This is a genomic window from Vibrio phycocola, assembly GCF_053850235.1.
Genome location: NZ_JBSQDJ010000003.1, coordinates 136,319 through 156,733 on the forward strand (window position 1 = coordinate 136,319; position 20,415 = coordinate 156,733).

Annotated in this window: 16 protein-coding genes; 11 read left to right on the forward strand and 5 right to left on the reverse strand. The window is 41.8% G+C overall.

All coding sequences use genetic code 11. From position 1 onward, the window contains the following. Positions 1-10: 10 nt before the first annotated feature. Both ubiU and ACWU4D_RS06825 read right to left on the reverse strand, forming a co-directional pair. Positions 11-1,024, reverse strand: coding sequence for a ubiquinone anaerobic biosynthesis protein UbiU (ubiU, locus tag ACWU4D_RS06820; protein WP_456050654.1), 1,014 nt, complete (start codon positions 1,022-1,024; stop codon positions 11-13). Between the two features lie 107 nt (positions 1,025-1,131). Then, positions 1,132-3,174 (reverse strand): EAL domain-containing protein, encoded by a 2,043-nt coding sequence (locus tag ACWU4D_RS06825; RefSeq protein WP_456050689.1) that lies wholly within the window; start codon positions 3,172-3,174, stop codon positions 1,132-1,134. Between the two features lie 226 nt (positions 3,175-3,400). Between ACWU4D_RS06825 and ubiT the strand changes: the two genes are divergently transcribed. From ubiT to deoD, 5 genes are all read left to right on the forward strand, one after another. Beyond that, complete coding sequence (gene ubiT / locus ACWU4D_RS06830; RefSeq protein ID WP_456050655.1) at positions 3,401-3,928, forward strand: ubiquinone anaerobic biosynthesis accessory factor UbiT; 528 nt, start codon at positions 3,401-3,403, stop codon at positions 3,926-3,928. Beyond that, entirely contained in the window at positions 3,912-4,418 is a 507-nt protein-coding gene (locus tag ACWU4D_RS06835) for a GNAT family N-acetyltransferase (RefSeq protein ID WP_456050656.1), read from the forward strand. Before ubiT ends, ACWU4D_RS06835 begins: the two co-directional genes overlap by 17 nt. Before the next feature lie 270 nt (positions 4,419-4,688). Then, the gene (deoC, locus tag ACWU4D_RS06840; protein ID WP_456050657.1) at positions 4,689-5,465 is read left to right on the forward strand and encodes a deoxyribose-phosphate aldolase; all 777 of its coding nucleotides are present in this window, start codon (positions 4,689-4,691) and stop codon (positions 5,463-5,465) included. Between the two features lie 16 nt (positions 5,466-5,481). Continuing rightward, positions 5,482-6,804 (forward strand): thymidine phosphorylase, encoded by a 1,323-nt coding sequence (gene deoA, locus ACWU4D_RS06845; RefSeq protein WP_456050658.1) that lies wholly within the window; start codon positions 5,482-5,484, stop codon positions 6,802-6,804. 43 nt (positions 6,805-6,847) lie between these two features. Beyond that, positions 6,848-7,570 carry a purine-nucleoside phosphorylase gene (gene deoD, locus ACWU4D_RS06850; protein WP_456050659.1) on the forward strand — a complete coding sequence of 241 codons (723 nt, stop codon included), beginning with the start codon at positions 6,848-6,850 and terminating at the stop codon, positions 7,568-7,570. Between the two features lie 58 nt (positions 7,571-7,628). On the opposite strand, the gene ACWU4D_RS06855 is transcribed toward deoD, so the two are convergent. Further along, positions 7,629-8,234: a YtjB family periplasmic protein gene (locus tag ACWU4D_RS06855; RefSeq protein WP_456050660.1), complete on the reverse strand. Its 606-nt coding sequence runs from the start codon at positions 8,232-8,234 to the stop codon at positions 7,629-7,631. Between the two features lie 103 nt (positions 8,235-8,337). On the opposite strand from ACWU4D_RS06855, the gene serB reads away from it, so the two are divergent. Continuing rightward, complete coding sequence (gene serB / locus ACWU4D_RS06860; RefSeq protein ID WP_456050661.1) at positions 8,338-9,318, forward strand: phosphoserine phosphatase; 981 nt, start codon at positions 8,338-8,340, stop codon at positions 9,316-9,318. A gap of 59 nt (positions 9,319-9,377) precedes the next feature. Here the strand turns inward: serB and ACWU4D_RS06865 are convergent, their stop codons facing one another. After that, the gene (locus tag ACWU4D_RS06865) at positions 9,378-11,720 is read right to left on the reverse strand and encodes a PilZ domain-containing protein (protein ID WP_456050662.1); all 2,343 of its coding nucleotides are present in this window, start codon (positions 11,718-11,720) and stop codon (positions 9,378-9,380) included. Positions 11,721-11,866: 146 nt separating this feature from the next. Here ACWU4D_RS06865 and radA point away from each other — a divergent pair, with 146 nt between their 5' ends. The 5 genes from radA to galM all read left to right on the forward strand — a co-directional run bounded on the left by radA (position 11,867) and on the right by galM (position 19,168). Further along, the gene (gene radA / locus ACWU4D_RS06870) at positions 11,867-13,249 is read left to right on the forward strand and encodes a DNA repair protein RadA (protein ID WP_456050663.1); all 1,383 of its coding nucleotides are present in this window, start codon (positions 11,867-11,869) and stop codon (positions 13,247-13,249) included. A 194-nt stretch (positions 13,250-13,443) separates the two neighbouring features. After that, positions 13,444-15,528, forward strand: a complete 2,085-nt coding sequence (gene fusA / locus ACWU4D_RS06875) for an elongation factor G (RefSeq protein ID WP_456050664.1) — start codon at positions 13,444-13,446, stop codon at positions 15,526-15,528. Between the two features lie 323 nt (positions 15,529-15,851). After that, a complete protein-coding gene (locus ACWU4D_RS06880; protein WP_456050665.1) occupies positions 15,852-16,898 on the forward strand; it encodes a UDP-glucose--hexose-1-phosphate uridylyltransferase in 1,047 nt (348 codons plus the stop codon). A gap of 45 nt (positions 16,899-16,943) precedes the next feature. Beyond that, the gene (gene galK, locus ACWU4D_RS06885) at positions 16,944-18,104 is read left to right on the forward strand and encodes a galactokinase (protein WP_456050666.1); all 1,161 of its coding nucleotides are present in this window, start codon (positions 16,944-16,946) and stop codon (positions 18,102-18,104) included. Between the two features lie 2 nt (positions 18,105-18,106). Next, complete coding sequence (gene galM / locus ACWU4D_RS06890; RefSeq protein ID WP_456050667.1) at positions 18,107-19,168, forward strand: galactose-1-epimerase; 1,062 nt, start codon at positions 18,107-18,109, stop codon at positions 19,166-19,168. Positions 19,169-19,223: 55 nt separating this feature from the next. On the opposite strand, the gene ACWU4D_RS06895 is transcribed toward galM, so the two are convergent. Next, entirely contained in the window at positions 19,224-20,222 is a 999-nt protein-coding gene (locus ACWU4D_RS06895; protein WP_456050668.1) for a substrate-binding domain-containing protein, read from the reverse strand. Positions 20,223-20,415 lie beyond the last annotated feature (193 nt).

The window sequence follows — 20,415 nt, forward strand, 5'->3', positions numbered from 1 at the left end:
TAACTTCCTTTTATTGCCATTGACGATGATAGGCGCCAAGCGTAGTTTGCGTCCCTTCAGACAAGTTGGCTAAGGTTGAATTCCAAGTATCAGACACCTGGTAGGTTTGTGGGTTGGCGATATAGGTATCAATTGCAGCGCGCCATGTTCTTGTCACTTGTTCAACATAAGCAGGACTACGCTGGCGACCTTCTATTTTTACCGATGCGACGTTAGCGGCGAAAAGCTCAGGTAACAGCGATAATGTATTAAGGCTTGTGGGCTCTTCAAGAGCATGATATGGCTTAGTTTGATTATCTAATTCAGCAACAAAACGCCCTTTACATAAAGTTGGATACCCCGCATTTTCCCCCTGGGCATACTTATCGATTAGGATTTCATTGAGGCGCGACTCTAAGCCTTCTGGCTTTTCTTGCCAGCGGACGTACTTAGCTGGGGAGCAGGCTCCCACAGTATTCGGAGATTCACCTGTCATATAGGAAGATAGGTAGCATCGACCTTCAGACATAATGCACAAGCTACCAAAGGCAAAAACCTCCAAATCGACCCCATGTGGTATCGATTGAGACAATTGTCTAACCTGATGAATGGAGAGTACTCTCGGTAATACGACGCGTTTTACGTTAAATTGTTGTTTATAGAACTCAATTGCAGCACTGTTCGTTGCGGATGCCTGTACCGATAAATGGAGTTCAAGATCTGGGTAACGATTTGCCGCGTATTCTAAAAGTGCTATATCAGCGATAATTAATGCATCGACACCAAGGTCTGCTGCGTTGTCAACGGCTTGAGTCCACCGATTAAAGCGTTCAGGGTGGGCAAATGTATTTAATGCGACATGAATTTTTTTGTCACGATCATGGACGTATTGAACGGCTTTATCGAGTTTTTTTCCAGTAAAGTTTAAGCCAGCAAAATGACGTGCATTCGTTTCGTCTTTGAAGCCGATATAAACGGCATCGGCCCCACAATCGATAGCGGTTTTAAGAGCTGGCAAGTTGCCAGCAGGGCAGAGTAGTTCCATGAAAGTCTGTACCAATATGCAGGAAATATATGTATTTTATGGAAAAAATACATATATGATTTTGACATAAGGCAGGTTTGCGTAAATCTATGTGTGGTTATATTCGATCACTGCTTTTTTGCTCGGCGGTTCTTTGCAAAGAGAGCTTCTATCTCATGTTTCGGCTGAGGTCGGTGGAAATGAAACCCCTGAATAGAGTTGCACTTCATACTCGATAGCAACATTGCCTGTTGCTTCGTTTCGACACCTTCTGCAACGACAAGTAAGTCTAAAGAGCGGCCTAAGTTGATGATATTTTCAATAACCGTTACTTGCTTTGGCAGAACATCAAGCTCGGTAATAAATGAGCGGTCTATTTTTAGCTCATCAATTGGGAAACGTGCAAGATACGCTAATGATGAATAGCCAGTCCCAAAGTCGTCGATTGAGAGGGAAAAACCTAACTTTTTAATTGAGTTAAGCATCTGTAAAGTATGCTCACCATTACTCATAACAGCACTTTCGGTCAGTTCAAAAGTGATATAATTCGCATCAACTTGAGTAGTTTTTAGCAACTTCTCCATATATTCAATCAATTTGGCGTTACAAAATTGTTCTGGAGATAGGTTAATCGCAACTCGTCCAGGCAAGATCCCTTGACGTTTCCAACGCTTAATCGTGGTAAAGACTTCGCGCATTACAACTCGACCTAGGTGCTCTATGAGGCCGGCTTTTTCTGCGACAGGGATAAATGCTGCAGGGCTAATATAGCCTTCAACAGGGTGTTTCCATCGAACTAAAGCTTCAGCACCGCTGATACTAAAGTCTCTTGCATCAACTTTAGGCTGATACCAAACTTCTAATCCACTTTGCTGTAGTGCTTTTTGCAGCTCGATTTCTAGCCATAAGCGAGTTCGTGCTTCTTTATTCATTTGATCGTCAAAATGAATCAGTCTATTACGCCCGCGAGCTTTGGCTTCGTACATTGCAGTATCGGCATTTTGCAATAGAATTCGAGCATCATTGCCATCACCAGGGTAGTTAACACTGCCAATTGAACAAGAAAGTCGCTTACTAAAGTAATTTAAATCAAAAGGTTGATTTATTACGGAGATTACTCGGTCAGAGAGTTGCTCTGCGACATTTTTTGAGTCTGGAGAAGGTATAATGATGCCAAATTCATCGGCACCAAGATGCCCCAATATTGCAGACTTTGGAATTAACCGTTTGAGGCGATTCGCCACTTCACAGATAACTTTATCACCAATGTGATGTCCCAAAGAGTCGTTAATATTTTTAAAATTATCAATATCTAGGTAGAGCAAGATACACGGGGTATCACTGCTGATTATCTTATCTAACCTTTTGGTAAACCCAGTACGATTATAAAGTGCAGTAAGTGGATCAACCATTGGGTCAGACGCAATTATTTGATTGTTATCCGATACACATTCTAATGGAGCATTAATCAAAACTAACGTTGCCTCAGAGCCCAATATCAACGTTTTTTTTGCGACTAGGCTGACCGCACGCTCAGTTAGACATGTAGTGCTTAATAAGCAGTCAGTAGGAGTGTCAGATAACAACTCAATAAATGGAGCCTTAAAAGCGGTTTGAGTTTGAGGATCAACAAAAAGATCATCAATTTTTTCGCCAAGAAAATCTTTCGAGTTATTGAACCCAAGGATTGTCCCCGCTGCAGGGTTCGCGGTGATCACTATATCGTTCTCAACAAGTAGATAACCTTCGTGGAGCGAGTGGGTTAGTGTGGCATACTTGCTTTCCGATTCTTGTAGCGATTTTATTAATATTTGTTTTTCAGACGTATCAAATGCTTGAAAGGTGATTAATGGCGAGCCTTCTCCAACGAGTAACGGAGCTACGGAAATGTGCAATGTCGTTTCAATATTTTGATCGGGTATTGTCACCTCACTTTCAACCAACTCACCTCGAATTGCACGAGCATAATAAGGAGCAAGGTGTTGGTAAATATTTTCACCTAACACTTTACTGTCATTCATTCCAATTAACGCATCATTACTTAAGCCAGCAATATCCATATAGCGTTGGTTGACCGCAACATAATTATGCTGTGAGTCTAGAATCGCAAAGAAAAAAGGACTATGCGATGTGAATTTAGCGAACCAATCTTTGATATCTTGTTTAACCATATTCGATACTATCAATGCTCCGAAGGCGTCGCCTTTATTATCTCCCACTATTTAGTATTCAATGGCTTAGCATCAAATAATCAGCGAGCATCACTCTTGTGATGAGTATAGGTTTTAGAAAGTCGTCTACTTAGTATGATCGATTTTTTGATAAAAGACAGGTTTGAACGTAATCTCTTTCAGTATGATAGGAAATATTCGCTAACAACCTAATGGATAATAGAGCGTGATTAATAAGATACATAGTGGAATCGTTAAAAATGCAGCGACACTTTTGAAATCTCCAGTCCAGTTATTACCAAAATTTGTTCATCGGTTAACCATGCTTGAAGCGCTACGGATGGTATTTAAAGAAGCACTTGAAGATGGGGATTTTGAGTTTCTTGATAGCAAATGGTTAAGAGTTGAAGTGACTGATTTGGATTTACATTGGTATATCGGTTTTAATGATGAACAATTAGTAGTATCTGAGCAGGAGCAAATAGCTGATGTGTGCTTTAGTGGCACGCTAAATGACTTGGTGTTGATTGCTGGGCGAAAAGAAGATCCTGATACACTTTTCTTTCAACGCCGCTTGTCGATTGAAGGAGATACCGAACTTGGTCTCGAAGTGAAAAACCTTATGGACAGTATTGATCTTGACGCCTTACCGAAAACCTTAACAATAATGTTAAATCAGCTAGCCGAATTTGTGCATAAAGGATTACAATCTCCTCAATCCCATAATGAGGTTACCAATGCTTATTCGAACTGAAGCACCTGCTGATATTCTCGCCGTCGACCGCTTATTAAAGCGTACATTTCCCAGAGATCAAGAAGCTAAATTGGTCATGGCATTGCGAGAAAATTCAAATCTTACCCTGGCCCTTGTGGCATGTGATGATAATGGGGCATTAATTGGCCACATTATGTTTAGTCCTGTCACTGTAGAGGGGGTTGATACACATTGGCAGGGCCTAGCGCCACTTGCCGTTGATCCTGAACATCAACATCAAGGGATTGGAAAGCAACTGGTCACTCAAGGGCTGGAATTTCTTACCGATTTTAGTTATCCAGCGTGTGTTGTATTGGGTGATGGGGATTTTTATAGTCAATTTGGTTTTCAAGCGGCAGAAAATATCGGTCTTCGATGCCCATGGGATGTACCAAAAGGCGCATTTCAATTTTGCGAGTTAACGCAAGATGCATCAGATGGAATTCACGGATTGGTAGAATATAGTCCTGAGTTTAATTTGGTCATTTAGCGAGCTCTCAAAGCAAATTAATACTCAAATGGATACAAGTTAGCTTGTATCCATTTTTCGTTTTTGAGTATTAGTAATGATGACATGCACTGGCTTTTGATGGCGATGGTGGTCTTAAGTTGAACAAAAAAGCATCAAAAAATCATTATTTTTCTATGCCAAACGATTACATTTTTTATTTTACTAGGGTTGTATAGATAAAGTCGTTACTCTAATCCTATTGTTATAGGTACAAATTGAGTTGTGAGAAACAGCACTCGGAGAACAGCGATGGAAAAGTTACAAATGGTAGCGCAACAAGCGTTAACTTTAATGGATTTAACCACTTTAAATTCTGATGATACTGACGAAAGAGTTATTGCATTGTGTCAGTCAGCCAAAACACCCTATGGTGCTACAGCCGCAATCTGTATTTATCCGCAATTTATTGAAGTTGCAAAAGCGGCACTAGCAGAGCTTGGCTCTGTCGATATTAAGATAGCAACCGTCACCAACTTTCCTCACGGAAACGCAGACATAGATGTTGCTGTTGCGGAAACGACTGCGGCAGTAAAAGCGGGTGCAGATGAAGTCGATGTTGTTTTCCCTTACCGAGCGCTGATTGCGGGAGATAAAGATATTGGTTTTGAATTGGTGAGCCAATGTAAGAAAGCGTGTGGTGACAATGTTCAATTGAAAGTCATTATCGAAGTCGGCGAGTTGAAAACAGAAACATTGGTGAAGCAAGCGTCTCGAATTTCAATTGAAGCTGGCGCGGACTTTATTAAAACTTCTACTGGCAAAGTAGCGGTAAACGCAACGCCCGAATTTGCTCGGATGATGTTGGAAGTGATCAGTGAATATCGCGATACTCATACTGTTGGTTTTAAGGCGGCAGGTGGTGTTAAAAGTGCCGAAGATGCGCGTATCTATATGGATATGGCACAAGAGCTGATGGGGAAAGAGTTTGTTGTTTCACGCTTCTTCCGTTTCGGTGCATCGAGCCTATTAAATAATCTTCTGATCACGTTAGGGGAAGATGTGGTGGCTTCAGATTCTAAATATTAACCACTAAGGATAGTTCATGTTGCTACCTCAAGAGATTATTCGAAAGAAACGAGATGGTTTGGTGTTAAACCAAGCTGAAATATCACAGTTTGTTCAAGGGATTACTGATAATTCAGTCTCGGAAGGGCAAATTGCTGCGTTTGCCATGGCGGTATATTTTCAAAATATGACGATGGATGAACGTGTCGCTTTGACTTGTGCGATGAGAGATTCTGGCACTGTGGTTGATTGGTCAGCATTTGATTTTGATGGCCCTATTTTGGATAAGCATTCGACCGGTGGAGTGGGTGATGTGGTTTCACTGATGCTTGGCCCATTGGTTGCCGCATGTGGCGGGTATGTTCCAATGATTTCAGGAAGAGGGCTGGGGCACACGGGTGGAACACTGGATAAGTTTTCTGCAATTCCTGGCTATCAAGTTATGCCTAGCTATGACCTGTTCCGAAAAGTGACTCATGAGGTGGGAGTAGCGATTATTGGCCAGACCGGTGATTTAGCTCCCGCAGACAAGCGCTTTTACGCGACACGAGATATTACCGCAACCGTTGAGAGTATTTCATTAATTACCGCATCGATACTGTCCAAGAAGTTAGCTGCGGGGCTAGATGGTTTAGTTATGGATGTAAAGGTTGGCTCAGGTGCGTTTATGCCAACCTATGAGAAGTCACAACAGTTAGCGGAATCAATCGTTGCAGTAGGTAATGGCGCTGGTACCGCAACCTCTGCAATCTTAACTGATATGAACCAAGTGTTAGCCAGTTCTGCCGGTAATAGCGTTGAAGTACGTGAAGCCGTTCGTTTCCTTACTGGTGACTATCAAAATCCTCGCCTGAAGAGCGTTACGATGGAGCTGGCGGCGGAAATGCTACAATTGGGGCGTCTATCGACATCAAAAAATGACGCAATGATTAAGCTTGAGCGAGCATTAGATAGTGGTGCGGCTGCAGAAAAGTTCTCACTGATGGTTGGCAGACTCGGTGGTCCAACGGATTTTGTTGAACATTATGATCGCTACTTAAAACCTGCCGCAATTAGTAAACCACTGATGGCATCATCAGCAGGCGCTATAAACCGAATGGACACTTATGCCATTGGTATGGCTGTGGTTGAACTTGGTGGTGGTCGCCAACGTGCAGAGGATAATATTGACTATGCGGTTGGGTTTGATCAAATCGTTCAATTAGGAGAGCAAGTCGATACCGCAACACCTATTGCAATGATTCATGCACAAAGTGAAGAGGCTTGGAACAGAGCAGCAGAACGATTAACTCAAGCAATCACAATTGGAGAGCAAGAAACTGTTGCTCCTACCATATACGATTACATTCGAAACGATTAAATAAACATAGAAATTAACATAGATATTAATAAAGGAATAAATCATGGCTACTCCACATATTAACGCAGAGATGGGCGATTTTGCCGACGTAGTTTTAATGCCTGGCGATCCCTTACGTGCTAAATATATCGCCGAGACTTTTCTTGAAGATGCAAAACAAGTGTGCGATGTGCGCAGTATGCTTGGATTTACGGGAACTTACCAAGGTCGTAAAGTCTCTGTCATGGGGCATGGTATGGGAATTCCATCATGTTCTATTTACGTAACCGAGTTGTTCAAAGACTATGGCGTAAAGAAAGTGATTCGAGTTGGAAGTTGTGGTGCAGTCAGTGACGATATTAAATTGCGTGATGTTGTTATTGGAATGGGCGCATGCACGGATTCTAAAGTGAACCGTATGCGCTTTAAAGATCATGACTTCGCCGCAATTGCTGATTATAAAATGGTGAAAGCGGCTGAGATGGCGGCAGAAAAGCGTGGTATTGATGTGAAAGTTGGGAATTTATTTTCGGCTGAACTTTTCTATACTCCAGATCCATCCATGTTTGATGTGCTCGATAAGTACGGCATCGTTGGTGTTGAGATGGAAGCAGCTGGCATCTATGGTGTGGCGGCAGAGTATGGAGCAAAAGCACTGGCGATTTGTACGGTTTCTGACCATATTAAACGTGGTGAGCAGACAACCTCTCAAGAGCGTCAAACAACATTTAATGAAATGATTGAAATTGCACTTGATTCAATTATTTTGGGTGATAGTTGGGAGTAACGATACTGTCGTTATTCGGCAATGAGATAGTGAGATACTATCTCATTGCTATTTTGCTTTACTGTTTTAGAAATAAGTTTTCTTGTTTACTGTCGTTTTTCGATTTGCTGATGATGAGCACGGTAAGCAATATTCCACTGATAAAACTGACCAAAATCATTAAATACATATAGCGGTCACTTTTACGGTAATGATGGTCGGAAATTGCGGTCACTTTACCTGTCTCAAAGGTAATTCGAATAAACCCGATGACTCGATTATCCAATAAAATAGGATCGAGAAGTTGCTGCCTCCCAATTCTTGCCGTTTCTAATGGCGTATCAATACCTAATATATCTCTTACTGAGCGGGCTGAGTCACTTGCGGCTAATGGAACGCCTTCAACATCATAAATAGTGGCATCAAAGACAAGGCGATCTTCTGCTAATTGATTGGTTAGAGTAAACAAACGTTCCTGATCTAAATTGGCGAGAGGCTCACTTGCGCTATGTGAGGCTTGAGAAATGAGCAGTTTGGTTAAAGTTTCTAATTGATTGGTCTGGATTCGCTCGTTACCCTTAGTGATCATTACGCTATTTTGCACAGTAAAGAAAAAGATCAGAGAAACCAAGAGAACCGCAATCCCTCGAATTACTACGCGAAATGAGAAAAGAGAACCATCCATACAGCACCAAATGTAAAGAATTTCAGATTTTGTCCATATTGAGACTTGCGTTTGTAAATTGCAATAGGGTAACGTCTGGATAAATTAAACAAGGGTTATCTACATGGACGCATTGAAAACACTGTCGATTAAAAAACATACGACATTATTACAGAGAATCTCACTTGAACGTTTTGTTGTCAAAACGGGCAAAACAGAAGGTGGCTGGATTTTATTTGGTGATATTTTGATGGAAGATCAATTTGAACAGATTGACTTCTACACCGGTATTGAAAACACCATCGTTGCTGCATGGAAAGTAGGACACTATGAAGTTGCTCTTATGTCAGGGATACTGACAGAACAACATTTGGAAATTATTGATGCGTTAGAGCTAGATGCCGCTTCAACCGCCGATTTACCGGATTTGACCAAGCCAGGGCTTGTGTTAATGGATATGGATTCAACGGCGATTCAAATTGAATGTATTGATGAGATCGCTAAATTGGCCGGTGTAGGCGAAGAAGTTTCTGAAGTTACTGAAAGAGCAATGCAAGGTGAATTGGACTTTGAACAAAGTTTACGTCAACGGGTTGGAAAGCTGGCTGGTGCAGATGAATCTATTCTTGAGGAAGTACGTAGTACCTTGCCATTAATGCCAGATTTACCGGAATTGGTTGGAACACTAAAGCAACTAGGCTGGAAAGCGGCGATTGCTTCCGGTGGATTTACCTACTTTTCCGGTCATTTACAGCAAACCCTTGGTTTAGATCATGCAGAATCAAATACCCTTGAAATAATTGATGGAACATTGACTGGGAAGGTGCTGGGTGATGTTGTTTCTGCTCAGACTAAAGCCGATATTTTACTTAAGCTAGCAAATGAATACCAATTGGATATTGCGAATACTGTTGCCGTTGGTGATGGTGCAAATGACTTAGTGATGATGTCTGCTGCTGGGCTAGGGGTGGCTTTTCATGCAAAACCAAAAGTTCAGCAACAAGCGCAAACCGCGGTTAAATATGCTGGGTTAGGTGGAGTACTATGTATCTTGTCAGCCAGTCTGGCATTGCAAAATAAGCTATCTTGGTTAGACCGCAGCTAATTTAGATAGATCCATGATGAAAGCTGGGAAGAAATGTTGCCCGGCTTTCATGTTAGTTTTTAACGAGCAAGCTCTAAACGTATTAATACTTCATCGGTAATATCGATGATTTCCCCATACCCTGTAATCGTAGACATTTCTTTCTCAATTGTTCTTGCATGATAACTACTAATATTGCTTAGTTCAGCTAAGTCCTGCTTGAGTAGTGATGTTATTGGGTCGAAAACAGGGGTTCCACTCATTCTAATAACAAAAACATCTCCAAGCAGTTTAGAGTCTTCAATGAACGCTATACGCTCTCGCACATTAACAAACTCGCTATGTAATTTGACATTAACAGATCGAACTCGGTCACCAAATTTCCGAACGGCAATATAAATCTCATTATATTGAGGGTGAGCATCATCAACATGCTTCATCGGAAGTGCTAAAAGACTACTAGTATGTCCTTTGAAAATAGGTTCAAGTGAAATTCGTTCGTTACGGCCTAGTTTTGCAAACATCATTATACAAGAATCTAACGGGTAATTGACGCCGATAGCCTTCGTTTGCAAATTTGTTCGTTTTCGTTCAACAAAAAGTGGAGAGCACATTACACGAGCAAGTAAAATATGGTGTAAAGCTTCAAGTAACTTGTCGCTCGGTAACATTTCTTGGCATATCGTTAGCTTATCTAAATTAATATCGATGAGGCGATTGAAGAAGTTAATTATTTTTAACGACCATGGTGTGTCTAAAATAACTAATTGAACTTCTTTACCATTTGATCCAACGCGGACTATTTTGTATTCCACTCGATGTAGTGGGAGTTTTTTGTTATATAGTTTTAATTCTTTAAAATCGATTAGGGCTGTCGTCCCAATTTTAGAACTTATTGGCTCATCGAGTTTTAAACACAACCCCCGTTTTGAAATGTCCACGGATAATCCATTTATTTCTCTGTCATCCAATGAAAATGAGATCGGAGAATGTAAGGTATAGCGAGGTTCTTTACGCTGTGGGCGAGCGTCAAAGTAAACGGACATTGGAGTCGCAGTGACGGCTCGCGATTGACGAAACGGTGCGAGAGCTTTGCTGGTAAGATTTGGTTTATCGACGAGCTGGTAATCATTAGCCGTAGATGGCCCACCAATTTCCTGCAATAACCCAAAATGAGTGAGCGAGGCTAAATCTTCAGTCAACTCAGGTTGTTCAGTTTCAAGGCTTAGTCGTTCTTTCTCAGAAAGTTCAAATATTGAGACTTTAAATACGCGCCACGATGGTCTTTTAGCACCTAAATGCCAAAATAGCTTACGAATCTCAGGAGAGGCCTCGGGCATCATCATAGAAAAAAATAACGTTTTAGTATCATGCTCATGTTTAAAACTATAAATGGTATTGCTGCTTCCCTTTACACCAGGTTTAGCAAGTAACGCCATTCTTTCTTGGTTAAACATGGCACTTAAGGTCTGTTGGTTTCTTTCGTCTTTCCAGTATTGCCAAATATCTTGATTGCTTTCTGTCAGTAATACAGCCTTGAGCTCGTTGTTGCTGAAAAAAACCGGCAGTTGGCACGCATGCTTAAGAAACATATGTTCAAACGCACGAGTGCGGGCTCGAATGATTTTATCTTGATTGTCATGGCGTGCGCGTTGAGCTTCATTTTTTAACGATAAATCAATGATTTGTGTAACCAAAGAAGAGTCGTTTACCTGTATTGCGCGTAAGTACTTTACGGAGTCAGTTTCATCTATATCATCAATACCTAGAATACGATACGAGACAGGATCTTGATGGCCGTAAATACCAAGCTTTTTAATGAACTCACTAAATTCAACGTCAATAATGTCGCCTAATCCATATTCAAAGGTGCTTGGGACTTTGAATCGAGCACCAGAAGGCGATATGTCAGAGGTAGCACCGTAAATTTTCTGGTTTCTTGAGAGTTTAATTTCAACTTGGGAGTGAATTTTAAGACGATTTTCTTTGCGTTTTAAGTCGTAGCCAAGATGAATTGCTTCAACTTCAAAGGGGAGTGTTTCTTCTTCTTGACTGTATTGCTCTTCTGTTCCTCGCTCACGCATAACACGAAGGTTATTACGGGTATTATAGAGAGACTCCCATACACCGTCCGTATATGAACCAAATTTTTTATAATTGCGATGGTAATCGTTAAATGCAACATCATCGAGCCAATGCGTAATTCCATTTAAATGGTATTCATGACACTCTCCCGCAACTCGGCCTCGCAAATCAACGTTGCGATTACATGGTGTCATGAGTCGATTAAGCTCCATTTTTACCAGTAACTTAAGAGAAGGAGACTTCCCCGATGTCATTTGATCAAGTATGCCTTCAAAATCTTCGGAGTGGTAAACAGGAATTAATCGTTCAGCTATTGATAGAATTTCAGTCGATTGCATAGTTCTTTGTTAAGATGTACCGGTTAGATATACTATCGGCATTGAGAAAATTATCTTTAGTGGCTTGTTTCTATTATTCATTATAGTAGCCTCGAAAGTATGTTTGTTAGTAAATTGTCGAGTCAAATTAGAGTAAAAGAGGCGAAATGGCGACTAAAGTAAAACGCGCGTATGTCTGTAATGATTGTGGAGCAGACTTCCCTCGCTGGCAAGGACAATGCAGTGCTTGTGGGGCATGGAACACCATTTCAGAAGTTAGACTGGCAGCTCAACCAAAAGGTGGCCTAAAAGATAGGCATTCTGGATATGCAGGCGCGGTAGGTGAGAATAAAGTTCAAACCTTAGATGATATTGACCTTCAAGAAGTCCCCCGTTTTAGCAGTGGATTCGCTGAATTTGATCGCGTTCTTGGTGGTGGTATTGTACCTGGCGCTGCGATATTAATTGGTGGTAGTCCAGGAGCTGGTAAGTCGACATTGCTCTTGCAAACCATGTGTTATCTCGCTGAGAACATGCCGACACTATATGTCACCGGTGAAGAATCATTGCAGCAAGTCGCCATGCGAGCGGTTCGTCTTGGCTTACCTAATGATAAGTTAAAGATATTCTCTGAAACCAATGTCGAGAATATTTGTATTGTTGCTGATAAAGAACAGCCGAAGATTATGGTCATTGACTCGATTCAAGTCATGCATGTTTCTGATGTGCAATCTTCTCCTGGTACGGTATCGCAAGTAAGAGAGTCAGCCAGTGCATTAACTCGATACGCCAAACAGAATAATGTTGCTGTGTTTATTGTTGGCCATGTTACTAAAGATGGAACGCTTGCTGGCCCTAAAGTGCTCGAACATATTATTGATTGCTCAGTTTTGTTGGATGGCAGTATTGATAGCCGCTTTAGAACCATGCGCAGTCATAAAAACCGTTTCGGAGCCGTGAATGAGCTTGGCGTTTTTGCCATGACAGAGCAGGGGATGCGTGAAGTAAAAAATCCATCAGCTATATTCTTAACTCGAGGTGACGAAGAAACCTCAGGCAGTTCTGTAATGGTCATTTGGGAAGGGACTCGCCCACTACTTGTCGAAATCCAAGCGTTGGTCGATTACTCCCAACTTGCGAATCCACGTCGTGTTGCAGTCGGGTTAGAACAAAATAGGCTTTCTATGTTATTGGCCGTTTTGCATAAACATGGTGGCTTGCAAATGGCTGATCAAGACGTATTTGTCAATGTCGTTGGTGGAGTGAAAGTCACCGAAACAGGAGCAGATTTGGCGCTATTAATGGCGTTACTCTCTAGTTTTAAAGGAAAACCTCTGGCAAAAGATGTGGTGGTTTTCGGTGAAGTCGGACTGGCTGGAGAGATTCGTCCAGTCCCAAGTGGGCAAGAACGTTTAAATGAAGCCTTTAAGCATGGCTTCAGAAAGGCTATTATTCCCGCAACCAATATGCCCAAGGGTGGTATTGAAGGAATGCAAATTCATGCGGTGAAGAAGCTTTCGGATGCAATTAGTGCATTTGATGAGCTATAAATTGCAGAAAGAGTAAACAAATAGGTGAAAGATCGCTACGCTTATTACGTACTCAAAAGAATGTAAAAGTGTCCCTGAATCATGATAGGATTCGGGTGAAAATAATTTAATCCAAAGTGCTCGTGGGACTACCAGTCTGAAAAGATTGTGGTATACTCTGCGCGCACTTTATACCTTATTAACAGAGTAAGACAATGACTGACTTATCAAAATACAGAAACATTGGTATTTTCGCGCACGTAGACGCGGGTAAAACTACCACTACTGAGCGTATCCTAAAGCTGACTGGTATGATCCATAAAACTGGTGAAGTACATGATGGCGAATCAACTACAGACTTCATGGAACAGGAAGCTGAGCGCGGTATTACAATCCAATCTGCTGCGGTAAGTTGCTTCTGGGATAATCACCGTTTTAACGTAATCGACACCCCTGGACACGTAGACTTTACAGTTGAAGTATATCGTTCACTGAAAGTTCTAGATGGCGGTATCGGTGTATTCTGTGGTTCAGGCGGCGTAGAGCCTCAGTCTGAAACTAACTGGCGTTATGCGAATGACTCTGAAGTTGCTCGTGTTATCTTCGTTAACAAATTAGACCGTATGGGTGCAGACTTCTACCGTGTTGTAGAGCAAGTGAAAAAAGTACTTGGCGCTAACCCAATGGTAATGACACTTCCAATCGGTATCGAAGATGATTTCGTAGGTGTAGTTGACGTATTAAGCCGTAAAGCTTACGTTTGGGATGACACAGGTCTTCCAGAAAACTACACAGTTGAAGATGTTCCTGCAGATATGGTTGACGATGTTGAGCAATATCGTGAAGAACTAATCGAAATGGCAGTAGAACAAGACGACGATCTTATGATGGCATACATGGAAGGTGAAGAGCCTTCACTGGAAGACATCAAACGTTGTATCCGTAAAGGTACTCGTGACCTAGCGTTCTTCCCAACTTACTGTGGTTCAGCGTTTAAAAACAAAGGTATTCAATTAGTTCTTGATGCTGTTGTTGATTACTTACCTGCTCCGACAGAAGTTGATCCTCAGCCTCTTATGGACGAAACCGGTGCAGAGACTGGCGAGCATGCAATTGTATCTGCTGATGAAACCTTTAAAGCACTAGCATTCAAAATCATGGATGACCGTTTCGGTGCGTTAACTTTCGTACGTATTTACTCTGGTAAATTAAACAAGGGTGACACCATCCTTAACTCATTTACAGGTAAAACTGAGCGTGTTGGCCGTATGGTTGAAATGCAAGCTGATGATCGTAAAGAACTTACTAGCGCGCAAGCGGGTGACATCATTGCGATTGTGGGCATGAAAAATGTTCAGACAGGTCACACTCTATGTGATCCTAAAGATCAAGTAACTCTAGAGCCAATGGTATTCCCAACACCAGTAATCGAAATCGCAGTTAAGCCTAAAGATAAAGGTTCAACTGAGAAAATGGGTATCGCCATCGGTAAAATGGTTGCTGAAGATCCATCTTTCCAAGTTGAAACTGATGAAGATTCAGGTGAAACCATCCTTAAAGGTATGGGTGAATTACACCTAGACATTAAAGTTGATATCTTGAAGCGTACTTACGGTGTTGATCTAGAAGTAGGTAAACCTCAAGTAGCTTATCGTGAAACTATCACGAAAGAGATCGAAGATAGCTACACGCACAAGAAACAGTCTGGTGGTTCTGGTCAGTTCGGTAAGATCGATTACCGTATCAAACCAGGTGAAGCTAACTCTGGCTTTACTTTTACCTCTACAGTTGTTGGTGGTAACGTACCTAAAGAATTCTGGCCTGCAGTTGAAAAAGGCTTTGGTTCAATGATGGAAGAAGGTGTTCTTGCTGGATTCCCAACGTTAGACGTTGAAGTTGAACTGTACGATGGTGCTTTCCACGCAGTCGATTCATCTGCAATCGCATTTGAAATCGCAGCGAAAGGTGCATTCCGTCAATCTATGCCTAAAGCAGGCGCTCAGTTGCTTGAACCTATCATGAAAGTTGATGTGTTCACTCCTGATGATCACGTTGGTGACGTTATCGGTGACTTGAACCGTCGTCGTGGCATGATTAAAGACCAAGAAGCTGGTTTGACTGGCGTTCGTATTAAAGCAGATGTACCTCTTTCAGAAATGTTTGGTTATATCGGTTCACTACGTACAATGACATCTGGTCGTGGTCAGTTCTCTATGGAGTTCTCACACTACTCAGCATGTCCAACAAACGTTGCTGAAACTATCATCGCTGAAGCGAAAGAGCGTAAAGAAGCTAAATAATATTTAGAATTTCTTTTTCGTAATTGAAAGCCTCGATTTATCGGGGCTTTTTTGCGTTTAAATTTTGGTATTTAGATCGAAATTTATTGAAGTGATAGATCCGGTTTTGAATAAATAAGAAGCGTGTTTGTTGAGTAACTAAAATGTATCTCACAGTTTTTATATGAGATTTGTGGAAACGTTTACACCTTGGGCCTATGGTCACAAAAGTGATAAATAGGCCTTGTTAGAATGGATCTTAATTGGCAATGACAAACCTGCAGAACGTTATGTCTATTAGGTTTTCTGCCTTGAACTTAGTAATGGCTGTTTAGAGAAAAAGCATGAACGAATTTGATCCAGTTGAACATCCACATCGTCGGTTTAACCCATTAACAGGACAATGGGTTTTAGTTTCACCGCACCGAGCGAAACGCCCTTGGAGTGGTCAAGATGAAAAGCCAGCGGTTGGTTATCTTCCTTCGTATGAGAAAGAGTGCTTTCTTTGCCCAACCAATACCCGAATTTCTGGAGATAAAAACCCAGACTATAAGGGAACGTATGTGTTTTCTAATGACTTTGGTGCTTTGATGCCAAATACGCCGGATGCTCCTAAGTCTGATAATGAATTGTTTAGAAGTGAAGGTGCTCAAGGCTTAAGTCGAGTTATGTGCTTTTCGCCCGATCACAGTAAAACATTGCCAGAATTGCCGGTTGACTCTATCTATCAAGTGATCGAAACATGGTGTGAGCAGCTCGTAGAATTAAGAGAGAAATACCTCTGGGTTCAATTGTTCGAAAATAAAGGTGAGACGATGGGGTGTTCACAACCACATCCTCATGGCCAAATTTGGGCTAATAGCTTTTTGCCCAATGAGATCGCTCGCAAAGAAGAAAACCTTAAAACTTACTTCTCTAATCATGGGAAAAATTTACTGCTTGAATATGCGTTAGCGGAAAGTGCAGATGGTGCACGTACCGTCGTTGAAACAGATGATTGGATTGCTGTTGTTCCCTATTGGGCTGCTTGGCCGTTTGAAACCATGCTTCTACCGAAATTTGCAGTAACTCGAATGGAACAACTTACCGAAGCGCAAAAATACAGCTTAGCCGTTACGATGAAAAAGTTAACAAGTCGATATGACAATCTCTTTGAATGTTCTTTTCCTTACTCAATGGGGTGGCATTATGCACCTTACTTTTCGCAAGGAGAGGCAACAGAACACTGGCAGCTTCACGCTCTCTTTTATCCGCCGCTACTTCGTAGCGCCACGGTCCGTAAGTTTATGGTTGGGTACGAGATGCTTGCTGAAACTCAGCGAGATTTAACCGCAGAACAAGCCGCTGAGCGTCTAAGAGCTGTAAGCGATATCCACTATAAAGAAGCGTAGCCAGATACCATAAAATTAATGTGAAATAATTTAGGAAATAGAGTCATGAAACAGCTTGTCGAAGCGGTAAAGAATTCATTTTTAGAGCGATTTGGTTCAGCTCCTCACTCTTTTATTCAAGCTCCAGGCCGGGTGAATTTAATTGGAGAGCATACTGATTACAATGATGGCTTTGTCTTGCCTTGTGCGATTAATTATCAAGCTGTGGTCGCCGCTTCTCGCCGAGCAGATTCTATCGTTCGTGTCGTTGCGGTCGATTATGATAATGAAGTCGATCAATTCGATATCTCGCAGCCTATCACCTTCGTGGAAGGAAAGTTATGGGCCAATTACATCCGCGGTGTCGTGAAGTTTTTACTCGCACGTGGCTACTCATTTAACGGTGCAGATATCGCGGTCAGTGGTAATGTGCCTCAAGGTGCGGGGCTTAGTTCATCGGCGGCACTTGAAGTTGTTATCGGCCAAACCTTTAAAGAGCTCTACACCCTGCCAATTAGCCAAGCTGATATTGCGCTTAATGGCCAGCAAGCTGAAAATGAATTTGTTGGTTGTAACTGTGGGATTATGGATCAACTTATCTCTGCTCAAGGGCAAGAAAATCATGCATTGTTGATCGATTGTCGTAGCCTTGAAACCGAAGCGGTCTCAATGCCAAATAACCTTTCTGTGGTCATTATTAATTCGAATAAAAAGCGTGGCCTAGTGGACAGTGAATACAATACACGCCGTGAACAGTGTGAAGAGGCCGCTAAAATATTTGGCGTTAAAGCATTGCGAGATGTCAATATGGCACAGTTTTCAGAGTGTAGAAATGAGCTAAGTGATGTTGTTGCTATGCGATCTCGACATGTTATTAGTGAAAATGAACGCACTGTAAGAGCCGCAAAGGCACTGCGCGAAGGTAATATCGCATTGTTAAGTGAGTTGATGGAGCAATCGCATATTTCAATGCGAGATGATTTCGAAATAACCGTAAAGGAAATTGATTTCATTGTAGATTTAGTTAAGTCAGTGGTTGGTGTTGAAGGTGGAGTACGTATGACGGGGGGCGGGTTTGGTGGCTGCGTGGTATCCGTTGTTCCTCCTCATTTGGTGGACGCCGTTAAAAACATTATTGAAGAAAAATACCATGCTGAAACCGGTTTGCACGCTTCAATTTACGTTTGTCATGCAACGCCGGGCGCTGGCTTAGTCGAGGAAGTATAAAAATGAGTTCTCCACTGTTTCAATCAATGACTTTAACCCTTGCTTCTGATGGAAATATGGCAAATATTGTGGAGCTTACCAATAGTCAAGGAAGCTCGATTGTTGTCATGGACATTGGTGCAACCTGGCTAAGTTGTTCGCTGGCTTTAAAATCTGGCGAGCGTCGAGAGGTGCTACTTGGCATCGCAACCATGGAGCAGTTTCTCTCTCAAGGTGCTTATTTAGGGGCGAGTGTTGGTCGCTATGCGAATCGGATTAAACAAGGCCGCTTTTCAATTGCTGAACAGGCGTATCAACTTTCAGTAAATCTAGGTGGAAACACCTTACATGGTGGTGAAGTCGGTTTTGATAAGCAGCGCTGGGACATTATTGAGCAAGCTGACAACACAGTCACAATGACGTTTACATCGCCAGATGGTGATCAGGGTTTTCCTGGAAACCTAGAGGCTAAAGTCTCTTATACCTTAACCGAAGAGAACCGCGTTGAAATAGAATACAGCGCTCAGTGCGATAAAGCATGCCCAGTGAATTTAACCAATCATGCTTATTTTAACTTACTGGGCACTGATTCCGACCAGTTGTGTTTGGAGCATACCTTGAAGCTTGAGTCGAAGTCTTTTCTACCAATCAATGATGTGGGGATTCCGTTGGGAATCAATGAATCGGTTGAAGGTAATGGTTTTGATTTTCGTCAGCCTAAGCAAATAGCGAAAGAGTTTCTGTTGGATGAGCAACAAAAAAGCGTGAATGGTTACGATCATAGTTTTATTTTACCTCAGACAAATTCGCTTTATTCTCCAGCGGCAACACTGACGTCACCTGATAATGAAGTGACGATGACAGTGTTTACTGATAAGCCTGCGATTCAACTTTATACAGGGAACTTCTTAGGCGGTACACCTCGGCGTGAAGGTGGAGTGTATGCAGATCATGCGGGTGTTGCGCTTGAAACGCAGTACTTGCCAGATTCTCCCAATCATCCAGAATGGCCACATTCCAATTCGATCTTAGAACCCGGTGACGAGTACTGTTTTACAACAGTATATCAATTTGACGTTTCTTAATAAGTGAACGTCAAATCATGTAAATTAAATGCTATTCGCAAGCTCGAATGGCTTTTTATAATGGAGAAACAGAATCGCGTTGAACTAAGCTTGGTGTGAACTGAAGCTGGTCGCTATCGGGAGCTTCTCCTCTGGCGAGCTCTAACGCAAGGGTTGTCGCCTTCTCAGCCATTTCTTGAATAGGATAAAGAATAGTTGTTAACCGAGGTCTGACATAGCGAGCAATCGTCGCATCGTCAAATCCAATAACCGACATAGCATCCGGAAGCGCCACATTGTGTTCCTCCAATACAGAAATTGCTCCAGCAGCCATATTATCGTTGTAAGCGACTACTGCACTGATATCAATTGACTTGCAAAGCAGGTCAGACATCGCTTTTTCTCCCCCTTCTGAATTAGGTTCAGCACTTTCGATATAATCAGAATTTAACACAATTCCGTGCGCCTTGAGGGCAGCTAAATAGCCATTGATTCGTTGCTGAGCATCTTCAATATGGTGGGTCGATGCAATACAAGCGATGTTCCGATGTCCTTGCTGAATTAGGTATTCCGTCGCAATATATGCACCTTTTTCATTGTCCAAAGAAATACAACGATCGGCGATTTCGGGGATATGACGGTTGATCAGAACTAAAGAGGGGATCTCTTTAGAGAAACTGATTAACTCTTGATCTGAAAGGCGTTTCGAATGAATCACCAGTGCATCACAACGATTGTTGATTAGCAGTTCGATGACTTTACGTTCTTTATCTGCTTCATGATAACCATTGCCAATAAGAATTTGCTTACCATTTTCTTGAGCAACATTGTCAACGGCTTTAACCAGTGAGCCGAAAAATGGATCGGAAACGTCACTCACTAAGATGCCAATCGTATTACTGCTTTGGCTGACCAATGCTCGAGCAGCGGCATTAGGGCGATAGCCTAACGATTTCATTGCGACCGTTACAGAATCTATCGATGACTGACTTGCTTTCGGTGAGTGGTTAATGACTCGTGAAACCGTTGCAACAGATACTCCAGCGAGTCGTGCGACATCTTTAATGGTTGCCATAGCAGTTTAATCCGTAAACAATTCTTTAAATGTAATGGCTATTTAACGTAATGAAAAATAAAGCCATACATTTAAGGATGAAGTAAGAACAATACCTTATAGAATAAGGCGTTGATCTTAGTGTAAACGTTTTTAGTAAACTAAATGAGGTTTAGAGTCTAGAAATGTTTGTTACTACACGGTTTGGTTAAAA